The organism is Actomonas aquatica, assembly GCF_019679435.2.
GTDB classification, from domain to species: domain Bacteria; phylum Verrucomicrobiota; class Verrucomicrobiia; order Opitutales; family Opitutaceae; genus Actomonas; species Actomonas aquatica.
In genome coordinates, this window is the sequence record NZ_CP139781.1 from 5,956,295 (window position 1) to 5,980,000 (window position 23,706).

Below are 23,706 nucleotides of genomic sequence, written 5' to 3' on the forward strand. Positions count from 1 at the left end.
CTGGGTTGAAGAGGATTAGATCGTGGCTTCGAGAGCGGCCTGGCGCTCATCAATGGCATTTTGGATGGCCTCGTAGAGACGATCGGCATTCGTCGCACCCGCATCTTTGGCGGCTTTGGCGAAGGGCAGGGCCTCTTCGAGTTTCTTCAGCTCGTAACCCATGTAGGCGACGAACATCTGGGCGGACCCTTCGTTATCGAGTCCTCCCTTTTTGAGGGCAATCTTACCGGCTTCGTAAGCTTCCGGGAGCTTGTCCAAGCCGTAGTAGATGTTGGCGATCTTGAAATCGATACTGCCGTCTTCCGGGAACTGTTCGGTCGTCTGCTTGAGCACATCGATCGCTTTCAGCTCCTTGTTTACCTGCTGGTAGGAGGAGGCGAGGTATTCCCAGTTTTGCTTGGTGTTCTCGATGTTGCCGTCGGCAAGACCCTTTTCCAAAAGAACAATCGCTTGGTTGAAGCGGCGAATGTTCATGAGGATACCGACCATGTTGAAGTGGTCGCGGGGGGTATCGAGGATACCGAGTTCCTGAGCGCGCTCGATCGTGACGATCGTGCGAATATTATACTCGAGCGCCTCGTCGGAGTCGGCCGGGAAGGAATTGGCCAGGTTGAGGTAGGTGGCCTGCAACTGCTGCCAGAACTGTTTGCTGGTCGGATTGAGAGTGACCAGCAATTCGAGCAACTCGGCTGCCTCTGCGTTCTTACCTTCCTGCTGGAGGGCAGCGAGGATGAGCACGTAGAAGGTCTCGCGCGGTTTGATCGAAAGCAACAGGCCTTGCTGCGCCAATTCCTGAGCCTCGGCGAGAAGCTTCGGATTCGGGTTTTCGGCATCGATCGTAGCCTGGGTGTAGATCATAGTCGCCGCGTAGGAGACGGATTCCACCTTGGGCTTGGTCGCCTCGGCGAGGTAGACCTTGATGGTGTCGTAGGCCTTCTTGAAGTAATCGTCGCGCAGCTGGGTATCCTTGGTGGAGGTAGCCTCCTGGAAGTAGAGCTGCGAGAGGATCTGGGTGAACTCGAGATATTGGCGTTCCTCGATGAAGTTGTAGGCCTTACCGAGGCGCAAGGCGCGCTCGAGAGGCTCGATGGCTTCAGCGTATTTGCCTTGGGTGAGGAGCACTTGGACCTTGATCTGGCTTAGCAGGGTCAGGTCGTAGGACTCGGGCTTGGCGCCAGCGAGGAGCGAGTTAACTTGGGCCAACGCTTCGTCCCACTTCTTTTGATCGAAGAGTTCCTGCATCTTGGAGATGCCGGTGGAGACGCGTTCGGACAGTTCCTTGCGAGGAGCGTCCTGAGCCGTCACGACCACGGCCGGGACGGTGATGAAGAAGGCGACCAAGAGCCCGCCTAGGCGCAGCATACGGCGCGAAAAAGAGGGAGCAGACATGGTATTAGTCGGTGATGTTGAAGACGATGGGAACCTGCATGCGGGTATTCACCGCACGGCCACCCTTCTTGCCGGGGCGGAAACGCCACTTGGAAACGGCTTGAATGGCAGCTTGTTCGAATTCGCGATGGCTGGAGCGCACGGCGTAGGCCTCGCGAACGTTGCCCTTGGAATCGACAATGAAGCCGACGATGACTTGGCCGGTGATACCGGCACGGCGCATCTCGAAGGGATAGACAGGTTTGGACTGGAAGCGGGGCGTCGGCTGTTCGTCGAGATTCTTCAGGTCGAACAGGTCCTTCATGCCCTGACCGATAGCGCGGGAGGCGCTGGTCTTGGGAATGGAGATGATGCCGGTGGGACGCTCAAGTCCGGGAGGGGGAGGCGGTTGCAACTTCTGGACGAAGGCGGATTCCACGTTGACCGACGGAACGTCGGCCTGCATGGGAGGAGCAAATTCAATCTCCTCGACGGGTGCGTCGTCGGTGGCTTCCACGATTTCCTCGGGCTCGGGTTCGAGCGGAGGCATTTCCATGAGTTCGATGGTGAACTCCTCTTCCTGCACTTGCATGACAACCTCTTCCTGTTCCGGGAAGATCTTCTCGTAGAAGAAGAAGCCAGCGTGGAGGGAGACGGAAACGAATAGGCCAATAATCAGGTCTCGGGTCATATAGTCCGGTTTCTTTGAGGATTAGCGGCCGGTGGGGCGGTAGACGGTCTCGAAGGAGACCTGCACTTTTTGAGGATTCTCGGGATCCACTGAGCGCACGAGGTCGAGCACCGCGATGACGTCACCATATTTGGCGAGGTCGTCGGTGGTAAGAAGCACGCGGGGGTTGGGTTCCTCCGCGACGTAGTTACCGAGACGGTAGTCGATTTCGTCGAAGTTGATCAGCTCCTGATTCCAGTAGTAGTTACCGTTGTCGGAGACCTGCAGGGTGATCGGCTTATCCTCGTCGTCTTGAGGACGGGGATTTGGGATCGCCTGCGGGAGGTTGATCGGAATCGCCTGAATCCGATTTAGGGAGAGGGTGAAGAGGACGAAGGTGGCGAGGAGGAAGAAGATAACGTCAATGAGGGGAATGATCTCAATGCGTGCCTGCTTCGCGTGTTCCTCGGTCAGCTTCTGTGTTTTACTGCCACCGGCCATATGTGTGGAAACGGATGAAATTGCGGTTTATTAGACGAAATCACGCTTCGGGAGTGACCCGAGTCTCGATTTTCACCTGCGTAATGCCGGCCTTGCGCACTTCGTCGAAAACGTAGCGTGCTTGGCTGAAGAAGGCGCTTTGATCACCATTGATCAGGATCTTGGCGTCGCTGCCTTCCACTTGGTAGAGGGCATTGAGGCGGTCGATGAACTCATCGAGCGAGATCTGATCCTTGTTCCACGCGAGGGTGCCTTCTGCGGTCACCGAGATGGTGATAGCGCCGGCGGGGTCACGAGGAGTGCTGGTGGCGGTGTCCGGAAGTGAAACCGGCACGCCTTCTGATTTATTGAGGGAGAGTGTAAACAGCACGAAGGTGGCGAGCAGGAAGAAGATAACGTCAATGAGAGGAATGATCTCAATACGTGCCTTCTTCGTGCCGTCCGGGTTCGTGCCGCCGCCTGAGCTTGCCATGGTAGGAGCCTAGGGTTGTTTGCGTCGGAAGGGGGGGAGCCCCTTAGACAGCGCTTTCGCTCTTATCTTTGCTGAGGATCAGCTCGAGGGCGTTGGAGGCGTCAGAAACGTCGTGCTTCGCCTGGGCGATCTTGGCGTTCATGTAATTGAACGGGAACAGACCGAAGATGGCGATGGCGAGACCGCAGGCGGTAGCGATAAGGGCTTCACCCACACCACCGGTGATCTTACCGGCGTTGGCGGCAACGTCCGCACCTTCGCCGAGAGCGCCGAAGGTCGCCATCATGCCCGTCACGGTGCCGAGAAGGCCGACGTAAGGAGCGGCGGTAACGATGGTGTCGAGGGTGGGCATACCCTGATTGTAGCGCTGCATCTCCTGATTGGTGGCGCGGGCGAAGGCGTTGGCCATCGAGGTGTCGCGGTGGGTCAGGGAGTAGACGAGGATGCGGGCGATGAAGTCCTTGGACTTGCGGCCGACGGCGATGGCGCCTTCGAAGTCACCGGCCTCGACACGCTCGAGAACCTTCTCGACCGATTCGCGGTCGCGGGAGGCGGCTTCACGCACGGTGAAGATCACGCGTTCGATGACGACAGTGACGATCACAAACGAGAGGAGAATGATCGGCCACATGATCCAGCCACCGTGAATGAAGAACTCCATCGGGGAGAGGCCCATGAGGAAAGCGATCGGAAGGGAGAACGAGGTCATGTTATCTGATTAGTTATTAGTAGGAGAGGTGTTGTGTGGAGAAAAGCGGGTAGGGAGGTGCGTGTTACCGCACACCCGAGGGAGGGGCAAGAAATTGGATGGGCGCAGCATCTCCCGGGGAGATGGCGGGGCGGTCGCAACAATTTGTGGAGCGACAGGGGTGGGGGCGCGTCGTAATGCGGGCGCCGTCTTGGGCAGGTGGATTGTCGAATCTGCTTTGAGACACAGGAAAGGAAGGAGAGACGTTTTTCTCTCACCAAGCGCTGTCAACGACCATCGTCGGAAGTGAGGAGGGATCGTTAAATTATGATCAGTCTGGCGTGGCTGCCCGACTAGGATTCGAACCTAGACAGAACGAGTCAGAGTCGTTCGTGCTACCATTACACCATCGGGCAGTAAGTGTTTTACGCGAAAGGATTTACAGAAAATGGAGCCGGCGACGGGAATCGAACCTGCAACCGCCTGTTTACAAAACAGGTGCTCTGCCAATTGAGCTACGCCGGCAAAAGGCGAGCCTGAGGAACCCGATCGACGAGGCCAGTAGCCAGAAATGATCGTGAGGACAGTGTTTGGGAAAGAACTTCCTGCCTTCGGGAGGGTAACCGCGTTAAACGCGATCCTTGAGCAAGTAGGAGTGAAATTGGTGGCCCCCCAGGGACTCGAACCCTGAACCAATTGATTAAGAGTCAACTGCTCTACCATTGAGCTAGGGAGCCGTGCAATGGAGCGGTGAATTCCTCATCGGGAAGTCACCTTGTCAAACACCTTTTGTGAGTTTTGTCCCCTATGAGAAGGGGCCATTGTTTGGTGCAAAATGATGGCGCGGTAAACGCTTCCTCTTGGCCCCGGACTGAGGCAAATAACTGTCGAATGCCTGCGCCATTTGGCAATTTATGCGGACTCCCTTGGCGCCAGCGGCGGGTCTGGCTGCTGGTGGCGTTGGTCGTGGGGCTCACGGGCGGAAGCGGAGTCCGGCTTTCGGCACAGGACGCTTCCGCGCCGTCAACGTGGGCCGATCGCGTCGCTGCGGCGCGCCAAGGCGAGGCGCGTGATGCCAAACAGGCGCTGCAATGGGCCGAAGAGGCGGTCGCACTGGCGTCCTCTCGTGCGGAGCATTTGGAGGCTCAACTCGTCAAAGCGTCGATTCAGCGGCGCTTGGGCGATTACGATGAAGCCATGCTCGCGGCGCGCGCCGGCGTGCGGGAGGCCCACGCCTTGGGAAACCTGGCGATGGAGGCAGAGTTTCTTTATCTGGTGGGTCGACTCCAGTGGAGTCTGGCTGATTACCCGGGCTCGATTGAAACCCATTTGCGGCAATTGGAGGTCGCGGAAGCCAGCCGTGAGGTGCTCTTGGTTTCCAAGGCCCACACCGGGCTCGGCCTGACTTTGGAGAGTTTCGGCGATACGGCCCGCGCCGGTGAGCACCTGCTGGATGCCTTGCGCTTGGCCGAATTGGCTGAAGACACCCGGCAGCTGGCCATCGTGCACAACAGCTTGGGCAATCACTATCTCGGGGCGGGGCAGTTGGACCGGGCCACGTCACATCACGAGCAGGCCTTGGCGCTCCGCCGCCAACTGGGCAGCGTGCGCGGGATCGCCGATTCGCTCAACAACCTCGCGCTCATCGCGCACGCCCGGGGTGAATCGGAGCGCGCGTTGGCGCTGCTCGACGAATCCCGGGAGATTTACGAGCGCTTGGATCTGAAGCGCTACGTGGCCAATGTGCACCGTCGGATCGGCGGTATTTTGCGCGAGGTGGGCCGCTACGATTTGGCCAAAACCCACCTTACGGAGGGACTCGCCGCCGGCTCCAACCTCGGCAGTTCCGAGGTGCTCGCACGCATTTATGAGGAATTGGCGCTCACCCACGAGGCGCTGGGGGAGTGGGCGGACGCCCTGCGCTATGAACGGCTGCGCGCCGAGGCGACTGAAGCGGCCCACTCGGTCGAGGCTCGCCAACGGGTGGCCGAGCTGAGCGCCCGCTACGAAGCGGAGCGGCGCGAGCATGAAATCGATCTGTTGCGCCGCGATCAGGCCCTCCAGGCCGCCGAACTCCGCCGCCGTCGTTTGGTCACCGGATTTGTCGTTACGGCCCTGGGCGGACTCGCGCTCGGGTTGGTTGGAGCCGTGTGGTTTCAACGCGTGCGTCTGCGGCAGGAGCGACGGGTGCGCGCGGCCACCGAAGACGCCCGGGATCGGGCAGAGGAGGCCGAGGGGCTCAAATCCCGCCTGCTACGCTTGGCGTCCCACGACTTGAAAGCGCCGTTGGCCACCCTGCGGGCGACGGCCCACCGGATCGAACACGACTCGCCCGAAGGATCGCTGGCTCATCGCCTTGCCGCCAGTATGCGCATCGACGCCACCCGCATGGACCTGCTGGTGCACGACTTACTCGATGCGGCGGCGATCGAAGATCAGGTGTTTACCCTCAATCCGACCTGCTTTGATCTGGGGCAACTGTGCCGCGAATCGATCGACTCGTTGCAATCGGTCGCACTCGAGAAATCTCAGCCGCTTCAGCTGAAAGTGGCGAAGGATCTGCCGCCCATCCTCGCCGACCGGGAGCGCATCTGGCAGATCCTGAGCAACCTTCTGAGTAACGCCCTCAAATTCACCCCGCCGGAAGGGCAGGTGGAGTTGCGCGTCGAATCGAGTCCCGGGTGGTTCACGCTCGAGGTCGAGGATGATGGTCCCGGGCTAACGCCGCAGGACATGGCGCGAGTGTTTGGTCCTTACGCTCGACTTTCGGCGCAACCCACGGGCGGAGAGCACTCTTCGGGCCTCGGGTTGAGCATCACCCGCCAGCTGGTTTCGCTGCACCGTGGACGCCTGGAGGTGGAGTCTCAGCCGGGCAGCGGGGCGATCTTCCGCGTGCTTTTGCCGGCCAAAGTCTCAACCGAGCCCGCGGTGCAGACACCAGCGCACGAGCGTGGCGATGTCGTGTAGGCCGAGGCGCGCCAGGATGCGGGCGCGGTGTTTTTCGACCGTGCGCGTGCTGAGGCCGAGGCGACTGCCAATTTCCTTGGACGCTAAACCGCGGGCGACGAGGCGCACGACTTCCTGCTCGCGTTCGCTCAGGACATCAGCCGGGGCGGCCGGGATGGCTGGCTCGTCCCCCAAATGCGGTTCGGGCGGGCGAATCGAGGCGGAGAAAAACATGCCTCCTTCCAACAGGCGCTGCACGGCGCGCTCCAGCTGCTCGATCGGGGAGTGCTTGTCGACGAAACCTGCCACGCCGAGTTGCACGAGATCGGCCGGCAGGCCGGCATCAGGGTGGGCAGTGACAGCGAGCACCCGTGTATCCACCTCATGACGACGGAGTTCGCGCACGATATCGCGTCCGTCCATGTCGTGGAGATAGAGGTCGACTATCAGCAGATCCGGGGAGGATTTGAGGCAGGCTTTGATGCCCTCGCGTCCCATGGCGTAGCCATCGAAGTGCAGCGGATCGAAGCGTCGCGCCAGCGTGTCTCGAACCAACTCGCGAAAGGTGGCCGAGTCATCCACCATGACAAAGCGCGGCGAGGCGGACGGGCGCTGGGTGGTCGAACTCATGGGGGGAACGGAGTGGGGCGGGGCGGCCCACGAGGCAAGCTCACTTCCGGCCTTGAGATTACGTAGCTCCACGCCATGGCCTCGGCGGAAGAATTGCTCTAACATCGGTTCACCCCTGGCCTGACCGCCTGATGGTGACGCCAAACTTAGCACCTGAACTAGTAATGAATTCCCTCCTAAAACTGCAGCACGTCCGCTTAGCCGTGCTGAGCGGGCTTCTTGCCCCGTTGGGCTTTGCCCAGACCACCGCGTCCGAGGACGTCGTGAAACTTGATGCCTTCACCGTGACCGGTTCCAACCTGTCGCGTGCCTTGGAAGAAGCGAGTGTGCCGGTGAGCACCTTTGCTCCGGTCGACATCGACGCCATCGGCGCGTCGACCATCGGCGATGTGATCTCCGCGCTGCCGTTTTCGCAAAATGTCGGCTTCAACGATACTGCCACCGGGCCCAATGACGCCCGCGGTGACGTTGCGACCATCAACCTGCGCAATCTTGGCACCGGCCGCACGCTCGTCCTGCTCAACGGTCGCCGCATGTCGGCCCACGGCGTCACGCCGGGCACGCCGCCGATCCAATTTGTCAATCTCAACTCCATTCCCGTCGCGGCGGTCGCCTCCATCGATATCCTGCGTGACGGCGCTTCCGCCATCTATGGTTCCGACGCGATCGGTGGTGTCATGAACACCCGCCTGCGTCGCGACTTCGAGGGCATTGAGCTCAAGGTGCGTGGCGAATGGGGCGACCCGGCGCCGAACACTTACAGCGTCGACCTCTCCGGCGGTTTCGCCTCCGAAGACGGTCGCACGCATCTCGGCGTGTTCCTTTCCTACTACGAGCGTGAGCACCTCGACTCCGCCGATCGCGAGTATTCAGCGCACGCCGACAAGCGTCCGCTGGTCGACGAGCCTTTCGCGTCCAACAGTCGTTTTAATCGTGGGTCCTCCTCGGGTCCACACGGGCGCTTCACGGCTCAGGACGACAATGGCAACCCGGTGGGCGTTCCCGGCTTCACGCCGACTTCCGGCTCCACCCGCGGTCGTTTCCATGTCGATCCTGACACCGGTGAACTTACGCGAAGCACTGGCCCGAGCGCGTTTTACGACTTCCAGGAGGATGACTGGCTTCTGCCCGACACCGAGCGTGTGTCCCTCTTCACCACCATCGATCACGAGATCAGCGAGGTCATGAGTCTCTTTGCGGAGTTGTCATACTACACCGCGGACTCCAACGGTCTCACCGCGACGACCCCGATCTCCTCGGGCACCGACGGTGTGGTCATCCCGAAGACCAACTACTACAATCCGGTCGGCACCCGGTTCTACGGTCCCGGCACCGCCAATCCCACTGGCACCCCGCGTGATGTGCTCATCCGCAACTACCGCCCGGTCGACATCGGCCCGCGTTCCTATCTCACCGAGCTCGAAAGCTATCGTGGGGTGATCGGTCTGCGCGGCCGCATCGCCAGCGGCTGGGATTGGGAAACCGCCGTCCTGCACATGAAGGGCAAGACCTACCAGGAGAACCACAACTACATGTCGCAGAGCCTGCTCGAAGCCCAGCTCGCGCTCGATACGCCCAACGCCTTCAATCCCTTCGGTGGCCCCTACGTCAACTCCCCGGAGCAATACGAAAACTTCGTGATCGATATCTGGGACCGCGGCACTGGCACCATCACCGGTTGGGACGGCAAAATCTCCGGCGACATGGTTGAGCTGCCCGCCGGCCCGATGGCCACCGTCATGGGCGTCGAAGTGCGCGAAGAGAGCATGAAGCAGCGCAACGACCCCTACGGTCTCGCCGATGATGTCATCGCCCAGTCCGAGCAGATCGACATCGATGCCAGCCGCCGCATGTTCGGTTTCTACAGCGAGGCCCTCCTCCCGATCGTGGGTGAGTCCAATCGCGTCACCGGTATCCACAGCATGGATCTCCGTCTCGCCGCCCGCTACGAAGACTACGAAGACTTCGACGCCCTCAAGCCCGCCGCCGCGCTCTCCTGGCGTGTCGCCGAAGGCCTGATGATCCGCGCCTCCTACAACGAGGGCTTCCGCGCTCCCGGCGTGTCCGAACTCTTCCAGCCGCAGCGCGCCCGCCGCAACAACGGCCTCATCGATGATGCCCGCACCGGCGAAGAAGATGCCGAAGGCACCGTCAGCAAGCGCGTCGTGACCGGCGGTAACCCGGACCTCGAGGCCGAGGAGTCCCAATCCTACAACATCGGCTTCGTGCTCGATATCCCGAAAGTCGAAGGACTCTCCCTCTCCATGGACTTCTTCCAGATTGATTCCACCGACCGTATCGACAATCCGGATGCGCAGGACGAGCTCGATCTCGATGCCGAACTCTGGGCTGCCAGCGGTGGCAGCAACCCGCGCGTCATTCGTGAAGCGCAGACCGCCTCCGACGTCGCCGCCGGCATCCCCGGCCGCCTGATCGAAATCCAAGGCACCTACTACAACCTCGATTCCCGCAAGATCAAGGGGGTCGACGCCGCGTTGATCTGGTTGATGCCCGAGACGTCGATCGGTCGCTTCACCCTCAAGGCCGAAGGCACCTACACCTCCGAGCTCGAGGACATCGACCGTGACGGCAACGTTTCCAACCCGATCCGTCAGGGCGGCAACCCGCGCACCAAGGGCCTCATCTCCCTGTCGTGGCGCAAGGATGCCTGGTCGGCGTATCTGAGCGGCCAATACGTGAGCGATTACGAGAACAGCTCCTCCTACGACACCACCGACGCCAACGGCGACGTGCAGAAGCTGCTCGTCGACGCGCAGTGGATCGCCAACGCCTCCATGGGCTACCGCTTCAGCGCGGACTCCGCGCTCGCCGGCACCTCGGTGCGCGTCGGCGTGAACAACCTCTTCGACGAAGACCCGCCTCTCTACATGGGCTCGTCCGACGGTTTCGATTCCAGCTACCACAGCGCCAAGGGTCGCACGATCTTTGTGCAGCTCTCGCACAAGTTCTGAGCCGACGCCGGTTCTAAGCCTCTGAGTCACACACTGACTTGAACCTGATGTCGGGTCCCGGGGAACGGGGCCCGACATCCTCCCCTCGCTTTGCCTGTCACCATGAAGTCGTTCCTGCGTAGCGTTCTGCTCGGCGCCTCCTTTTTCAGCTCGCTCCGGGCTTCCGACGTCGTGGTTCCGATCGAGCCCGTCACCGGCGAACACGGCATGGTGGTGGCGGGGCACCCCGAAGCGGCCGCCATCGGCCGCGATGTGCTGCAGTCCGGCGGCAACGCCGTCGATGCCGCGATTGCCGTATCGCTCTCGCTGGGCGTCGCCGAGCCCTACGGCTCCGGTTTGGGCGGCAAACTCATGTTTCTCTACCACGACGCTGCGACCGGTCAGTCCTTCGTGATCGACGCGATGGATGCGGCGCCGATCGACCTCGATGAAACCGCGGCACGCGAGTGGCCCTACGCCGAGCGCGTGCGGGGTTACACCTCCGTGGCGATGCCGGGCCTCCCGGCGGGTTTGGCTATCGCGCACCAACGCTGGGCCTCGCGCCCGTGGGCAGAGTTGGTGGAGCCGGCCCGTGAGCTGGCCGTGCGTGGCTTCCGCATCGAACCCAAAACCCACACCCTCTTTGAAGAGCGACTCGATCGTCTGCAGGGCGACGAGGCGCTCGCCGCCTTGTTTCTCCCGGACGGCGAACTGCCCGAAATCGGCAGCCTCCTGCCCAATCCCGATCTCGCGCTCAGCTTGCAATGGCTGGCGGAGGACGGTCCCGAATCGTTCTACCACGGTCGCCTCGGCGCCAAGATCGCCGCCGGTGTGAGCGCGCAAGGCGGGTTCTCCGCCGCTGCCCTCGCCGCCTACGAAGCGAGGGTCGTCGAACCCGTTGCGATCGAACTCGCCGGCCACACCGTGCTGAGCAGTCCGCCGCCCTCCACGGGCTCGGCCATGTATTTCCCGGTGCTCAAGGTGCTCGAGCCGCTGCTCGATACCGCGGAGCCACTCCGCTCCGCCGCCAACCTCGACCTGATCGGCCGCGCGTGGGGGAGGGTGCAGCCGCGCATTTACGCCGAGATCGCCGATCGTCCGGAAGCACGGGAGCGTTTCGCCAGCCTGCTCGACGAGGCCTACATCGCGGAGCAGCAGGACTGGTTGCGCTCCGAACCGGCCCACGTGCCGGCTCCTGCGCTGGAGGACAGCAATGCCTCGACCACGCATTTTGTCGTCGTGGATGGCGCCGGCAACATCGTCACCGCCACCCAATCGCTCAGCCTGCACTTCGGCGCCGGTGTCTTGGCCCCCGGCACGGGCATCGTGCTCAACAACAGCATGAGCAACTTTGCCTACCGCGACGCCGACAGCCCCAACATGGTCACCGCGGGGCAGCGCCCACGCAGCACGATTTGCCCGACGCTTATCTTTGCGCCCGACGGCACGACCATCGCCATCGGCCTGCCGGGCGGTTCCCGCATTCCTACCGCCATGCTGCAGGTCGTGCTCGACCGCGTGCTCTGGCAGCGCCCGCTGACCGACGCCATCGGCGACGTGCGCGTTCACATCAACCCGGCTTGGCGCAACAACGAGGTCGACGAAATCGCGGTCGAAACCGGGCTGCCGGCCACAGTCCGCGAGACCCTCGTGGACGCCGGCTGGAAGCTCGACGAACACGAGCCCGCGGGCACCGGCCTCTATTTTGGCGGAATCAACGCCATCGAAATCGCGCCCGACGGCACCCTGACCGGTATCGCCGATCCGCGCCGAACCAACGCTGCGGCAGGCTTTTAGGGCAGGGGAGGGACCTGCCGCGCAGGTTGTCCAAAATTCACCTTGCCAAGGGCCATCGCACGCTCTGTGTTCGACAACTCTTCCCATGCAAAAGACGAAGAAATCCATCGCCAAGCGCTTCAAGCTGTCCGCCAAGGGCAAGCTCATGCGCCGCACGCCCGGCTTCCGTCACTTGATGGCCACCAAGAGCTCGAAGCAAAAGCGCCGAGCCTCCCAGGACAAACAAGTCGACGCCGGCCGCGCTGCCAACCTCAAGCGGGGTCTCCCGCACGGTCTCTAACCCGAGGAAACGCAGCTACCAACCGCAACTTGTCAGGCGGGTAATACCCAACGAGACGACCCGCCGACACTTAAAGACGAAAGATAAAACATGCCTCGTGTCACTAACGCCCCCGCCGCCAACAAGCGCCGCAAGAAGATCCTGAAGCACGCCAAGGGTTACTTCGCGCGCAAGTCGAAGCTCTATCGCTACGCGAAAGACGCCGTCGATCACGCTTGGCAATACGCCTACCGCGACCGCAAGAAGAAGAAGAGCACCGCCCGCCAGCTCTGGATCGTCCGCCTCTCCGCGGCCGTCCGCGCTCAGGGTATGAGCTACTCCCGCTTCATCGAGGGTCTCAAGGCCGCCAATGTCGACATGGACCGCAAGGTTCTCGCCGATCTCGCGGTTCGCGACGAAGTGGCTTTCAACGCTGTGGTCAAACAAGCCCAAGACGCGTTGAAGACCAAGGCCGCCTCCGCGCAGGCCTAAGCCCCCCCCCACCAACGCGAGCCCGACCGGCTCGCCTCCATTATTCTCCCGGAGGACGGGTCCCATCTCGGGGCACCGTCCTCTTTTCTTTTCCGCCTCCCGCACCGTCCGTCCGCATCGCCCGATTCTTCTCCTCGCATGCAAGATCAACTCTCCGCACTCGTCGCCAAAGCGCAGGCCGAGCTCCCGACGCTCGCCTCCCGCCCCGATTTTGAGGCCGCCAAGGCCCGCTACGTCGGCCCCAAGGGTGAGCTCACCAGCCTCATGAAACAGATGGGCAGCGTGCCCAAGGAAGAGCGCCCGGCCATGGGCAAGCTCATCAACGAGACCAAGACCGCCCTCCAGTCGCTGCTCGACGCCGCCCTGCACTCCATCGAAGCCGCCGAACTCGCCGCCCAACTCGGCCCGGCCATCGATCCGACCCTGCCGTCACCCGATCCGCTGCCCGGCACGCGCCACCCGCTGACCCTCGTGCGCGAGGAGATCTGCGGCATCCTCAAGAAGGTGGGTTTCACCGTCGTCGAGGGCCCCGAGGTCGAGACCGAATATTACTGCTTCGACGCGCTCAACACGCCTGCCGATCACCCGGCCCGCGACGCGCAGGACACCTTCTATTTCCCGGACGACGCGGTCTTCACCAACGTCCCCAAGAAGATCGACGGCGAAAAATACCTGCTGCGCACGCACACGTCCTCGGTGCAGATCCGCACCATGCTAAAGGGCCAACCGCCCATCCGCATCGTGTCGCCCGGCCGCGTGTATCGCCGCGATACCGTCGACGCCACCCACTCGGCCAACTTCCACCAACTCGAGGGGCTTTACGTCGACAAGAACGTGACCGTCGCCGACCTCAAGGCGCTGCTCGACTACGTGCTCAAGTCGCTCCTCGGCTCCGACACCAAGGTCCGTTTCCGCCCGCATTACTTCGGCTACACCGAGCCCAGCTTCGAGGTCGACCTCTCCGCCAAACACCTGCCCAAGGTGAACAAGGAGTGGGTCGAGATCATGGGCTGCGGCATGGTCGATCCGCAGGTCTTTGATGATGTCGGCTACGATTCGTCCGTGTGGACTGGATACGCCTTCGGCATGGGGATCGAGCGCATCGCCATGATGATGTATGGCATCGATGACATCCGTTACTTCTACCAAAACGACCTCCGCTTCCTCCGCCAATTCGCGTAAGTCACCGCAATCTTTTCAACCACGGATGAACACGGATGGGCTCCACAACCGTTTGCCAAAACCAGCCGCGATTGAAGCGACCTTCTGCTTCAATGCGTAGCCGTTAGGCGAAGCCATCCGTGTCCATCCGTGGTTAAACCCTCTTCTTTTTACCTGTGAAACTTTCCAAATCCTGGCTCCAAGACTACGTCGATCTCGCGGACCTTTCCGACGACCAGATTGCCGAGGCGATCACTCAGCTCGGCTTCGAGGTCGAGGGCATCGAACACACCGGCGCTCCCCAGTTGGAGAACGTGGTCGTCGGCGAAATCCTTTCCCGCGACGCGCACCCGAATTCCGACCACCTCGGCATCTGCCAAGTGGCGGTGGGCGACGCCAATGGCGGCACCAAGCGCATCGTGTGCGGCGCGCAGAACTACAAGGTCGGCGACCGCGTGCCGGTTGCGCTCATCGGCGCCGTGCTCCCCGGCGACTTCAAGATCAAGCCGGCCAAGATCCGCGGTGAGGCCTCCGAGGGCATGATGTGCTCCGGCAAGGAACTCTCCATCGGCGACGATCACTCCGGTCTGCTCATCCTCACCAGCCGCCCCGAGATCGGCCTGCCGATCAACGACGCGCTGCCGGAAGGCGACGTGGTCTTCGATATCGAGATCACGCCCAACCGCCCGGACTGCCAGAGCCACCTCGGCGTCGCCCGCGAGCTCGCCGCCTGGTTCCGCCGCGAGCTGCGTTACCCCGACACCACCGTGCCGGCCGCCGCGCCCGCCCGGCCCGATTTGCTCAAGCACGTGCAGGTCGACGACCAGGAAGGCTGCCCCGTTTACACCGGCACCGTTGTCGCCGGCGTGAAGGTCGGCCCGTCGCCCGACTGGATGCAGCAGCGCCTCACCGCCGTCGGCCTGCGTCCGATCAACAACCTCGTCGATATCGGCAACTACGTGATGCTCGAATACGGCCAGCCGATGCACGCCTTCGACGCGTCGAAACTCGGCGGCCAGTCCATCATCGTGCGCCGTGCCCGCGAGGGAGAGTCCCTCGTCACCCTCGACGAAAAAGACCGTAAGCTTTCTCCGGATACGTTGCTCATCGCCGACGCCGAGAAGCCCGTCGTCATCGCCGGCATCATGGGCGGCGAAAACTCCGGCGTGAGCGACGACACCACCGACCTCGTGCTCGAAGTCGCCGCGTTCCGCCGTCAGCTCATCCGCGCCACCTCGCGCCGCCTTCAACTCAGCTCCGATTCCTCCTACCGCTACGAGCGCGGCATCGATGTGCACATGATCCCCGAGGTCATCCGTCGCGCCGTGCACCTCGTGACCACCCTCGCCGGTGGTCAGCTCTGCGGCGAAACCCTGCGTGTCGGCAACGACCTGCCGTGGGAGCGCGAAGTCACCCTGTCGCCGGCCTGGGTGCGGGCGCGCCTCGGCTTTGAAGTCAGCGACGCCGACCAGCGCGCCGCGCTCGAAGCGCTCGATCTGCTCATCGTCCGCGAGAGCGAGGACGATGCCGGCAACGCCGCCTGGACCGTGCGCATTCCCAGCTGGCGCAAGGACCTCGATCGCCCGATCGATTTGGTCGAAGAAATCCTGCGCGTGCACGGCACCGCCAAGATTCCCGAGCGCACCGTTACCGGTCCGGGCTTGTTGGTCGAAGACGATCCGGTGGCCGAATTTAACCGCGCGGTGCGCAGCATCCTCGTCGGCCAGAATTTTAACGAGTGCGTCACCTACACGCTCCGCGCCAAGGCCGACGTCGCTCGTTGGGGTGGGGAGTCGCAGGTCGATCCGCTCGGTCTCGCCAACCCGTTTGTGGAAGACCAATCGCACCTGCGTCCGTCGCTGGTGGGTGGTCTGCTCGACTCGCTCAAGCTCAACCAAGCCCGCGGCAACGCGGTGAGTCGTCTCTTCGAAACCGGCCGCGTCTTTCTGCCGCACAAGAACGGCGGATTGCAGGAATGCGCCGCCGTCGGCTTCGTGATCGCCGAGAGCACCGACGCCGCGTGGCTCAAGCGCGAACCGGCCGACTTCTACACGGTGAAGCGCCTCATCGAGTCGATTTCCGAACTCACCACCGCCGGGCTCGCCCGTCAGCCGCACCTCGCGACCGACGACGAAGCCAGCGCCGGTTGGCAGGACGGTCACGCGACCTTGCAGGGTAACATGGCTTACGGATTCACCGCGCGCTACGGCTTGCTCGATCTCGCGCAGCTCAAGGCGCTCGACATCGAGGGCAAGGTTTACGCCGGCGTCTTCGCCATCCTGCCGGAGCGTCTCGGTCAGGGCGGCAAGCGCAGCCGTTACCAACCCTTCAGCCTGCAGCCGGCCGCACTGCGTGACGTCGCCCTCGTCGTCGACGAAAGCGAGCAGGCGGGCGACGTGTTGAAGGAGCTCACCAAACACGCCCGCAAGGCCGCCCAAGGGTTCGACCTCGAAGACGTGTCGCTCTTCGACGTTTACCAGGGCAAGGGCCTGCCGGAAGGGAAGAAGAGCCTCGCGTTCTCGCTCACCTTCCGCGCCGCCGATCGCACGCTCAAGGACGAGGAGGTCAACCAGGCCTTCACCAAGGTCCTCGAGCAGATCGCGTCCAAGACCAGCTACACGGTGCGCCAGTAAGCGGAGTTGCGCTGCGCCGCGGCAGGATGCCGCGGCCACGACTGGACCCGTGGCCGAGGCTTCCAGCCTCGGTTTGTCGTTGTCCCCGATGCCACGCCTAACGGTGAGGTGATCGGGGCAATTGTTTTTATGGCGCGGGGCGTGACGGGTTTGCAGGATCGGTGCACCACGAAGGATGGCCTGTTCGCGGGCCGTTCCAGCCCTTCCTCCATTGGACCTTAAACCCTGACCAAACCATGTATTTGCCCCTCGGCACCTATTCGCCCGACATCAAGCTCGGCCTCGTCTCCGCCTCGCGCAACTGCTTCCCGCGCGCCCTCTCCGAGGAGCGCACCCAGCGTTTGCTCACGGCCGCCTCCGCCGCCGATCTCACGATCACCACGCCGGAAGGTGAGTGCGCCATCATCGAAACCAAGGACCACGCCCTCGATGCCGCCAAGCAGCTCAAGGCCGCCGGTTGTGACGCCGCCGTGCTCTTCCTCGGCAACTTTTCGCCCGAGATCGAAGACGCCTGGTTCATCAAAAACTTTGACGGCCCGGTCATGATCATCGCCGCCGCCGAAGAGTCCGGTGGTTCGCTCCTGCAGAAGCGCGGTGACGCGCTCTGCGGTCTGCTCTCCGCCATGCTCGGCGTGAGCAAGCGCGGACTCGCCGATCGCGTTCACCTCCCGGAAGCCCCGGTGGTCAGCGCCGAAGAGGGCGTCGCCGAGATCAAACACTTCCTCACCGTCACCAAGGTGGTGAAGGGCATGCGTAACGCCACCATCGGCCTCTTCGGCCCGCGTCCGCGCGACTTCGAGACCTGCAACTACAACCTCGCTTCGGTCAACTCGATCGGCGTCGAGGTGGAGGAGCTCGGCCTCTTCGATCTCCAGAACGAGATCGCTCAGGTCAAGGAAGCCGAAGCCGCCAAAAAGATCGCCGCCGAGATGAAGGCCGAGACGCCGAGCATTCCGTCGGGCGATGAGTTTGTCGGCCGTCTCTCGGCTTACGAGCAGGCCATGCGCAACTTCCGCGAGCGCCTCAAGCTCTCCGGCGCCGCCTCGCAGTGCTGGAGCGAGCAGGAGTTCAGCCTCAAGCACGTGCCGTGTTACATCAACGGCCGCATGGCGCAGTCGGGCTTCCCGATCGCCTGCGAAAACGACGCCTACTCGCTCATCGCCGAGCTCATGGCGCAGTATGCCTCCGACAACGCCGTGGCGGTGCTCGACATCAATCACAGCATTCCGAAGGACCTGCACGACAGCCTGAAGGAATACCCGATCAAGGACATGGTGGGCATGTTCCACTGCGGCAACGCGGCGCCCAAGCTGCTCAAAAATCCGGAGATGAAGTATCAGGTCATCATGAAGCGTCTCATGGAACCGGATACGGAAGCCGACATCACCCGCGGCACGCTGGAAGGCCAGTTCATCGGTTCGCCGATCACGGTCGTGCAGGTGCACGGCGTGGGCGACAAGATGCGCGCCTACCTCATCGAAGGCCACTTCCTCGATCTCGATCCGCGCACTTTCGGCGCCACCGGCACGGCTTACCTGCCGGGCTTCAATCGCTTCTACCGTCACGTGTTGCTCGGCCGCTTCCACCATCACGCGGCGGTGGCCTTCTCGCACTGCGGTGCGGAACTCTACGACGCGCTCAAGCTGCTCGGGGTCGAAGAGATCTTCACGCCCAACCCGGACTGCGTGCCGTATCCCGGCGAGAACGTCTTCCGCGGCCTGATGAAGGCCCGCTGAGTGTAAGCGGAGCCTGATTAGTCCAAGTTTCCCCGCCGGGCCGGAGCCGATGCTCCGCCCGGCTTTTTTGTGGGCGGCTGAGGGGCAGGGCGGAGCGGCCGAGACGGCCGCTGCTACACTCGGACGGGGATGTAGCCGCGGGCGTGTCGCCCGCGCTTGGTTGGGGCCACGGATTGCCGGTGCGCGGGGATTGTGGGCGCGGCATCTTGCCTCGGCACTGCCTCACAGCCGAATAAAGATGCGCTTCCGGTGGAGCACCCACACCGGCAGGAAAACCACCGCAGCGTAGAGCAACGCGCAGATGAGCGAGGCAAGTTTGGCCGGTGCTCCGGCGCTTTGCGCGGCGGTCATGGTGAGGCCTTGTAGGGACTCGCCGCCGAACCAGGGGCTCCAAATGACTACGCCCAACATGCCGGCCAGCGTGTAGGCGGTGATGGCGTTGGCGCCAAAAACCAATCCCGGCCACGCCCAACGTTTCCAACCGAGTCCGTCGATGAGCGCAGTGGCGAGAGCGAGTCCGAGCATGGCCCAACCGGCGTTCACCAAGACGAAAGAACTCGTCCACAGGTTCTTGTTGAGCGGGAACCAATGACCCCAGCCGTAGCCCAGCACGAGCGCGACGACACCGCCGACACCGAGCACGGTGAGGCGGTCTCCTAAATTGGTGAAACGAACCAACGCCATACCCGTGAGCACGCCGAGCAGCGCGGTGGCGAGCGAGGGCACGGTGCTGAGTAGACCTTCCGGATCCCAGGTCTGCTCGTAGAACGCTCCCGGCAGCGCGTGACGATCGACCCACGCGGCAAGGTTGGTGGCGGGCTCAAGGTTCGGCGCGATGGCGTTGGCGCCGATGGCGGTGATGTCGACGTCTTCGATCGTGCCGTGCGCACGTTCGATCTGACCGGTAGCCAGCGCGTTTTCGATCACCGCATCGCGAGGCACGGGCACGTAAGCGAGCAGGGCCCAATAGCCGATCAACACGCCGGCGGTCAGCAGGGCGAGCGTGCGGCGGCGCGGGAGGCTCAGGAAGAGCAGCGCGACGACCACAAACACGACCGCGATGCGCTGCAGCACCCCGGCGACTCGAATGTCACCAAATGCGAAATCCGGCCATAGGTTGAGGAAGAGACCGACCGCAAAAATCTTCGCGCCGCGCACGAGGATCTTGCGGCTCAGCGCGGTGCGGTCGGCGCCGGCCGCCAGGCGTTTGGAGTAGGCGAGGGCGATGGAAACGCCGACGATGAAGAGGAAGAACGGGAAGATCGCATCGGTCGGCGTAAAGCCATGCCACGACGCGTGCAGCAGCGGACCATACACGGCGCCCCAATCGCCGGGCGTGTTCACCACGATCATCGCGGCGATGGTGAATCCGCGCAGGGCGTCGAGGGCGAGCAGCCGGTCGGGCTTGGGCGCGGCGGAGGGAACGTCACTCATGACGAGCGGGCGGGCAGGTTGCGCAGGATCAGCACCGCACCGACGATCGCGCCGGCCACGAGGGCTAGTCCGCTGCCAGTGCGACCGTAGAGCAGCGAACCAAAACCGAAGAGCGCGAAGTAGACCGCGAAGGTGCCGATGACAAAGTTCAGCAGGCTGCGCGGCAGCGCGCCGTCGGAGGTCGGCAGCGCGGATCCGGCGTCGGTGAGTTGTTGACGCACCCGCGTCCAGCCCGGACCCGACGGGTGGATGAGCTGGTAGAAGCGCTGCAAGGTGGCGTCGTCGGTCGGCTTGGTCACGAAGGTGACCAGCAACCACAACACGGTGGTTACGCCCACGCTGGTGACGAGTTGCACCGGGCCGGAGAGCGGCGTGAAGCCGAAGTAGTCGTAACCAAACTCAAAGAAGACCGCGACGAGGAAGGAGACGATCATGCCAGCGATCTCGGTGGCGGCGTTGATGCGCCACCAGAACCAGCGCAGGATGAAGATCAGGCCGGTGCCCGCACCGATGGAGAGCAGGATGTTGAAGGCCTGCAGGGCGTTTTCGAGGGCGAGGGCCACGAGGGCGGCGAGCACCATGAGCGCCAGGGTGGTGAGGCGGCCGGCGCGCACGAGTTCGGCCTCGATGGCATCGGGTTTCCAGAAGCGTTGATAGACATCGTTGACCACGTAGGACGCGCCCCAGTTGAGGTGGGTGGAGATGGTCGACATGAAGGCGGCGATGAGCGACGCGATGACCAGACCGATCACGCCGGCGGGCAGGAAAGCCAGCATGGCCGGGTAAGCGAGGTCGTCGCGCACGAGGTTGGCCGGCAGGTGCGGGAAGGCCGCCTGCAGCGTATCCAGATTTGGATACATGACGAGCGAAGCGAGCGCGACGAGGATCCAGGGCCAGGGGCGCAGGGCGTAGTGAGCGAGGTTGAAGAAGAGAGTCGCGCCGACGGCATGGCGTTCGTCCTTGGCCGAGAGCATACGCTGGGCAACGTAGCCGCCGCCGCCGGGTTCGGCGCCGGGATACCACACGCTCCACCATTGCACCGCGAGCGGCACGATGAAGACGCCGACCAACATGGCGGGGTCGTTGAAGTCGGGCAGCAGGTCGAGCTTGTCGCTCACGTTGGGGTGGGAAAGCAGGGCGGTGAGGCCGCCGACATCGGGATGATTGACGAGCAAACTCGCGGCCCAGACTGAACCGATCATGGCGAGGATGAACTGCACGAAGTCAGTGATGATCACGCCGCGCAGTCCGCCGAGGGAGCTGTAAACGACGGTGATGACGGAAGCGATGATCAGGGTCTCGGCGGGCGAGAGGCCGAGTACCACGCCGCCGAGCTTGATGGCGGCGAGGCAGACGTTGGCCATGATCATGACGTTAAAAAATACGCCGAGGTAGATCGCCCGGAATCCGCGTAGAAACGCGGCGGGTTTGCCGCTGTAGCGCAGTTCGTAGAACTCGAGATCGGTGGTCACCCCGGAGCGGCGCCAGAGCCGGGCGTAAACAAAGGTCGTGAGCATGCCGGTGAGCAGGAAGGCCCACCACACCCAGTTGCCGGCGATACCGTTTTGGCGCACGATGTCGGTGACGAGATTGGGCGTATCGATTGCAAAGGTGGTCGCGACCATCGACACGCCGAGCAGCCACCACGGCATGGAGCGGCCGGAAAGGAAATATTCGGCAGCCGAGGAACCGGCGCGTTTGGAAACAGCGAGGCCGATGGCGAGGGAACCGATGAAAAAGGCGGCAATGATGGCCCAGTCGAGCGGGGTGAGGGTCATGCGGGGGAACGAGGGTTTTACAGGAGGAAACGGAGGCGAACGGAGCCGTCAGCCGAGGGGTGTTATAGAAGGAAAGAAAGGGAACGAAGGCAGGTGGCGACGAGCGTGAGCGAGTGGTGGGTTGGTCGACTTAGCCACTCGGCCACGCTCGTAGCTACTGGCGAGGGAGAAGGGATTCGACGGCGTCGACGACTTGCAGCTCGACTTTGGCGACAGGTTCGCGGGCGAGGGCGAGGACTTTGTCTTGCGGCAACGGAGATGGTTCGTGGTTCAGTGCGGCGAGTCCCAGAATGGCCAGATCCTTCAACGCATAGGAAAGACCATACGCCTCCATCAGTGCCGGGGCTTCGAAAGCGAGTGCACCGAATTTTGCGTGATTGTCCCGCCATTGTGTAAGGACGTCGATCAGTGCCTTCTGCAGCGAATCGTTGGCGGGGTTATTGTGGTAGAGTTGAACCAGTCGTTTGAAGGCCCGGGCGCCGGGGGCGTCGGCGATGGCGAGGTCGGGGAGCAGGGTGTAGGGCGAGAATTGGGTGTAGGAGTCGTCGGCGTTGCGTTGGTAGATTTTGAGCGGCTCGACGAGGTCGGCCAGGAGCATGAGCGGTTCAGGATCGAGGCCCCGGGTGAGGCGGCGAGCGAGCATGCGCCGGTTCTTGATGTGGGTGAGACCGTGCTCTTCGAGTTGGACGGCGATGGTGTCGAGGCGCTCATACATGGACTCCACATCGCGCACATCGACCGGTGACCACAGGCGTTCGGCGATGGCGGCGAGGCGGGGCCAGATGCGGGAGTCGACAGTCTCAGGCGTGACGTGTTCGCTCCACATGGTGGCTTCGCCACCGAGCACGCGGGCGGCTTCTTCGGCGGTGAGCGTGGTGTCAGCCGGGAGCGGATCGTTGAGGTAGTGGAAGGATGCCGGCTGCATCAGGTCGATGTAGTAGCCGTTGGACAGGATGCTTTGGTAGCCTTGGCGGGCGGCGTCCTCCATCGCTTCACGGCCGCGCCAGGAATGGATGACGATGTTGGTGGGCATGCCGGGCTGGAAGGTCTCGTCCCAGCCGATCATGCGTTTGTTGAGTTTGGCGAAGATGGGCAGGAGGCGCTGGTTAAAGCGGGTCTGCAGCGCGTGCAGATCGGTGATGCCGTTTTCCTCCATGTAGGCTTTGATGTGCGGCGCGGCGTTCCAGTCCTTGCCGTTCACTTCGTCGCCGCCGATATGCAGGTAGGGATCGGGGAACAGGCCCGCCATCTCGGTGAGAAACTTCTCCAGAAATTCGTAGGTCGTTTCCTTGGTCGGATCCATCGCCGGATCGAAGATGCCCCACTTGCGTTCGATTGCGTAGTCGCGCGGCACGCTGGCGAGTTCGGGGTGGCCGACGAGCCAGGCGGTGGCGTGGCCGGGAATGTCGAATTCCGGATAAACGCGAATGCCGCGGGCATCGGCGTAGGCGATGATGTCGCGGATCTGTTCCTGCGTGTAGAAATCGCCGTCGGACCCCATCTCGTGCAGTCGCGGGAAGACTTTGCTTTCGACGCGGAAACCCTGGTCCTCGGTGAGGTGCCAGTGCAGCACGTTGAGCTTCACCGCGGCCATGCCATCGAGGTTTCGTTTGATGACTTCGATTGGTAGGAAGTGACGGGCGGAATCGATCATGAGACCGCGCCAGGGGAAGCGCGGCGCATCGTTGATGGTGGCGGCGCGAATGGCAAAAGCGAGGACCTCGGGATTCCAGTGCGAGGCGGGCTTGAGGAGCTGAAGCAGAGTTTCGAGACCGTGCAGTGCGCCGAGGTCGGTCGGGGCGCTCAGCGTGATGCCGGTCGGGGTGACAGTGAGGGCATAACTTTCGTCGACCCCGACGGTTAGGGCGGAGGTCTGTTCCACCTGAATCTGTAGGCCCGGTGCTGTGAGCGTATCGGTAGAGGCGACGCGACCTTGCGGCAAAAACAAGCCGGTGCGATTGCGTAGGCGTTGCAGAAAGCGATTGGTGCCGGCCCAGATACGGCTGTCGGACGGCGCTTGCACCGCGACGCGGAAACCGGCGTCGATCAGGAATTCGCCGTCCTGGGTGACCGTCGTGCGTGGCAGCGGGATGGGTGTGGGTTCGGGGCGGAGGATCCGAGGCGTGGCGAAAAGGGTGGAGGCACTCAGGAGGAGCAGGGGAAGGGCAACAAGAACGCGGGGCATACGGG

Annotated in this window: 17 protein-coding genes and 3 tRNA genes; 8 read left to right on the forward strand and 12 right to left on the reverse strand. The window is 62.9% G+C overall.

What is annotated here, in order from left to right; all coding sequences use genetic code 11:
• Positions 1 to 15 precede the first annotated feature (15 nt).
• From K1X11_RS22855 to K1X11_RS22890, 8 genes are all read right to left on the reverse strand, one after another.
• Positions 16 to 1,389, reverse strand: coding sequence for a tetratricopeptide repeat protein (locus K1X11_RS22855; RefSeq protein ID WP_221030177.1), 1,374 nt, complete (start codon positions 1,387 to 1,389; stop codon positions 16 to 18).
• Positions 1,390 to 1,393: 4 nt separating this feature from the next.
• Positions 1,394 to 2,059, reverse strand: a complete 666-nt coding sequence (locus tag K1X11_RS22860) for an energy transducer TonB (protein ID WP_221030176.1) — start codon at positions 2,057 to 2,059, stop codon at positions 1,394 to 1,396.
• 21 nt (positions 2,060 to 2,080) lie between these two features.
• Positions 2,081 to 2,539, reverse strand: coding sequence for an ExbD/TolR family protein (locus K1X11_RS22865; RefSeq protein WP_221030175.1), 459 nt, complete (start codon positions 2,537 to 2,539; stop codon positions 2,081 to 2,083).
• Between the two features lie 40 nt (positions 2,540 to 2,579).
• Positions 2,580 to 3,011 (reverse strand): ExbD/TolR family protein, encoded by a 432-nt coding sequence (locus tag K1X11_RS22870; protein WP_221030174.1) that lies wholly within the window; start codon positions 3,009 to 3,011, stop codon positions 2,580 to 2,582.
• Positions 3,012 to 3,054: 43 nt separating this feature from the next.
• Entirely contained in the window at positions 3,055 to 3,720 is a 666-nt protein-coding gene (locus K1X11_RS22875) for a MotA/TolQ/ExbB proton channel family protein (protein WP_221030173.1), read from the reverse strand.
• A 321-nt stretch (positions 3,721 to 4,041) separates the two neighbouring features.
• Positions 4,042 to 4,115: transfer RNA gene (locus K1X11_RS22880), tRNA-Gln, on the reverse strand.
• Between the two features lie 33 nt (positions 4,116 to 4,148).
• A tRNA-Thr gene (locus K1X11_RS22885) sits at positions 4,149 to 4,224 on the reverse strand.
• A gap of 137 nt (positions 4,225 to 4,361) precedes the next feature.
• Positions 4,362 to 4,436 (reverse strand) — tRNA-Lys (locus K1X11_RS22890).
• Between the two features lie 154 nt (positions 4,437 to 4,590).
• Here K1X11_RS22890 and K1X11_RS22895 point away from each other — a divergent pair.
• Positions 4,591 to 6,666: an ATP-binding protein gene (locus K1X11_RS22895; RefSeq protein WP_221030172.1), complete on the forward strand. Its 2,076-nt coding sequence runs from the start codon at positions 4,591 to 4,593 to the stop codon at positions 6,664 to 6,666.
• On the opposite strand, the gene K1X11_RS22900 is transcribed toward K1X11_RS22895, so the two are convergent.
• Positions 6,613 to 7,275: a response regulator transcription factor gene (locus K1X11_RS22900; RefSeq protein ID WP_221030171.1), complete on the reverse strand. Its 663-nt coding sequence runs from the start codon at positions 7,273 to 7,275 to the stop codon at positions 6,613 to 6,615. The two genes, K1X11_RS22895 and K1X11_RS22900, sit on opposite strands and share 54 nt — an antisense overlap.
• 164 nt (positions 7,276 to 7,439) lie before the next feature.
• Here K1X11_RS22900 and K1X11_RS22905 point away from each other — a divergent pair, with 164 nt between their 5' ends.
• The 7 genes from K1X11_RS22905 (at position 7,440) to K1X11_RS22935 (ending at position 18,304) form a co-directional block, all read left to right on the forward strand.
• Entirely contained in the window at positions 7,440 to 10,247 is a 2,808-nt protein-coding gene (locus K1X11_RS22905) for a TonB-dependent receptor domain-containing protein (RefSeq protein ID WP_221030170.1), read from the forward strand.
• Positions 10,248 to 10,349: 102 nt separating this feature from the next.
• Entirely contained in the window at positions 10,350 to 12,023 is a 1,674-nt protein-coding gene (locus K1X11_RS22910) for a gamma-glutamyltransferase family protein (RefSeq protein WP_221030169.1), read from the forward strand.
• Between the two features lie 85 nt (positions 12,024 to 12,108).
• Positions 12,109 to 12,303: a 50S ribosomal protein L35 gene (gene rpmI / locus K1X11_RS22915; RefSeq protein WP_221030168.1), complete on the forward strand. Its 195-nt coding sequence runs from the start codon at positions 12,109 to 12,111 to the stop codon at positions 12,301 to 12,303.
• A gap of 90 nt (positions 12,304 to 12,393) precedes the next feature.
• A complete protein-coding gene (gene rplT / locus K1X11_RS22920; RefSeq protein ID WP_221030167.1) occupies positions 12,394 to 12,774 on the forward strand; it encodes a 50S ribosomal protein L20 in 381 nt (126 codons plus the stop codon).
• Between the two features lie 138 nt (positions 12,775 to 12,912).
• Positions 12,913 to 13,956 (forward strand): phenylalanine--tRNA ligase subunit alpha, encoded by a 1,044-nt coding sequence (gene pheS / locus K1X11_RS22925; RefSeq protein WP_221030166.1) that lies wholly within the window; start codon positions 12,913 to 12,915, stop codon positions 13,954 to 13,956.
• A gap of 155 nt (positions 13,957 to 14,111) precedes the next feature.
• Entirely contained in the window at positions 14,112 to 16,568 is a 2,457-nt protein-coding gene (gene pheT / locus K1X11_RS22930) for a phenylalanine--tRNA ligase subunit beta (RefSeq protein WP_221030165.1), read from the forward strand.
• 236 nt (positions 16,569 to 16,804) lie between these two features.
• Positions 16,805 to 18,304 (forward strand): L-fucose/L-arabinose isomerase family protein, encoded by a 1,500-nt coding sequence (locus tag K1X11_RS22935; protein ID WP_221030164.1) that lies wholly within the window; start codon positions 16,805 to 16,807, stop codon positions 18,302 to 18,304.
• 222 nt (positions 18,305 to 18,526) lie between these two features.
• Here the strand turns inward: K1X11_RS22935 and K1X11_RS22940 are convergent, their stop codons facing one another.
• The 3 genes from K1X11_RS22940 to K1X11_RS22950 all read right to left on the reverse strand — a co-directional run bounded on the left by K1X11_RS22940 (position 18,527) and on the right by K1X11_RS22950 (position 23,701).
• Positions 18,527 to 19,738, reverse strand: a complete 1,212-nt coding sequence (locus tag K1X11_RS22940; RefSeq protein ID WP_221030163.1) for an acyltransferase family protein — start codon at positions 19,736 to 19,738, stop codon at positions 18,527 to 18,529.
• On the reverse strand, positions 19,735 to 21,516 hold the full coding sequence (locus K1X11_RS22945) for a sodium:solute symporter family protein (RefSeq protein WP_221030162.1): 1,782 nt from the start codon (positions 21,514 to 21,516) through the stop codon (positions 19,735 to 19,737). The genes K1X11_RS22940 and K1X11_RS22945 overlap by 4 nt, the downstream gene beginning before the upstream one ends.
• Before the next feature lie 154 nt (positions 21,517 to 21,670).
• Positions 21,671 to 23,701 carry a beta-N-acetylhexosaminidase gene (locus K1X11_RS22950; RefSeq protein ID WP_221030161.1) on the reverse strand — a complete coding sequence of 677 codons (2,031 nt, stop codon included), beginning with the start codon at positions 23,699 to 23,701 and terminating at the stop codon, positions 21,671 to 21,673.
• Positions 23,702 to 23,706 lie beyond the last annotated feature (5 nt).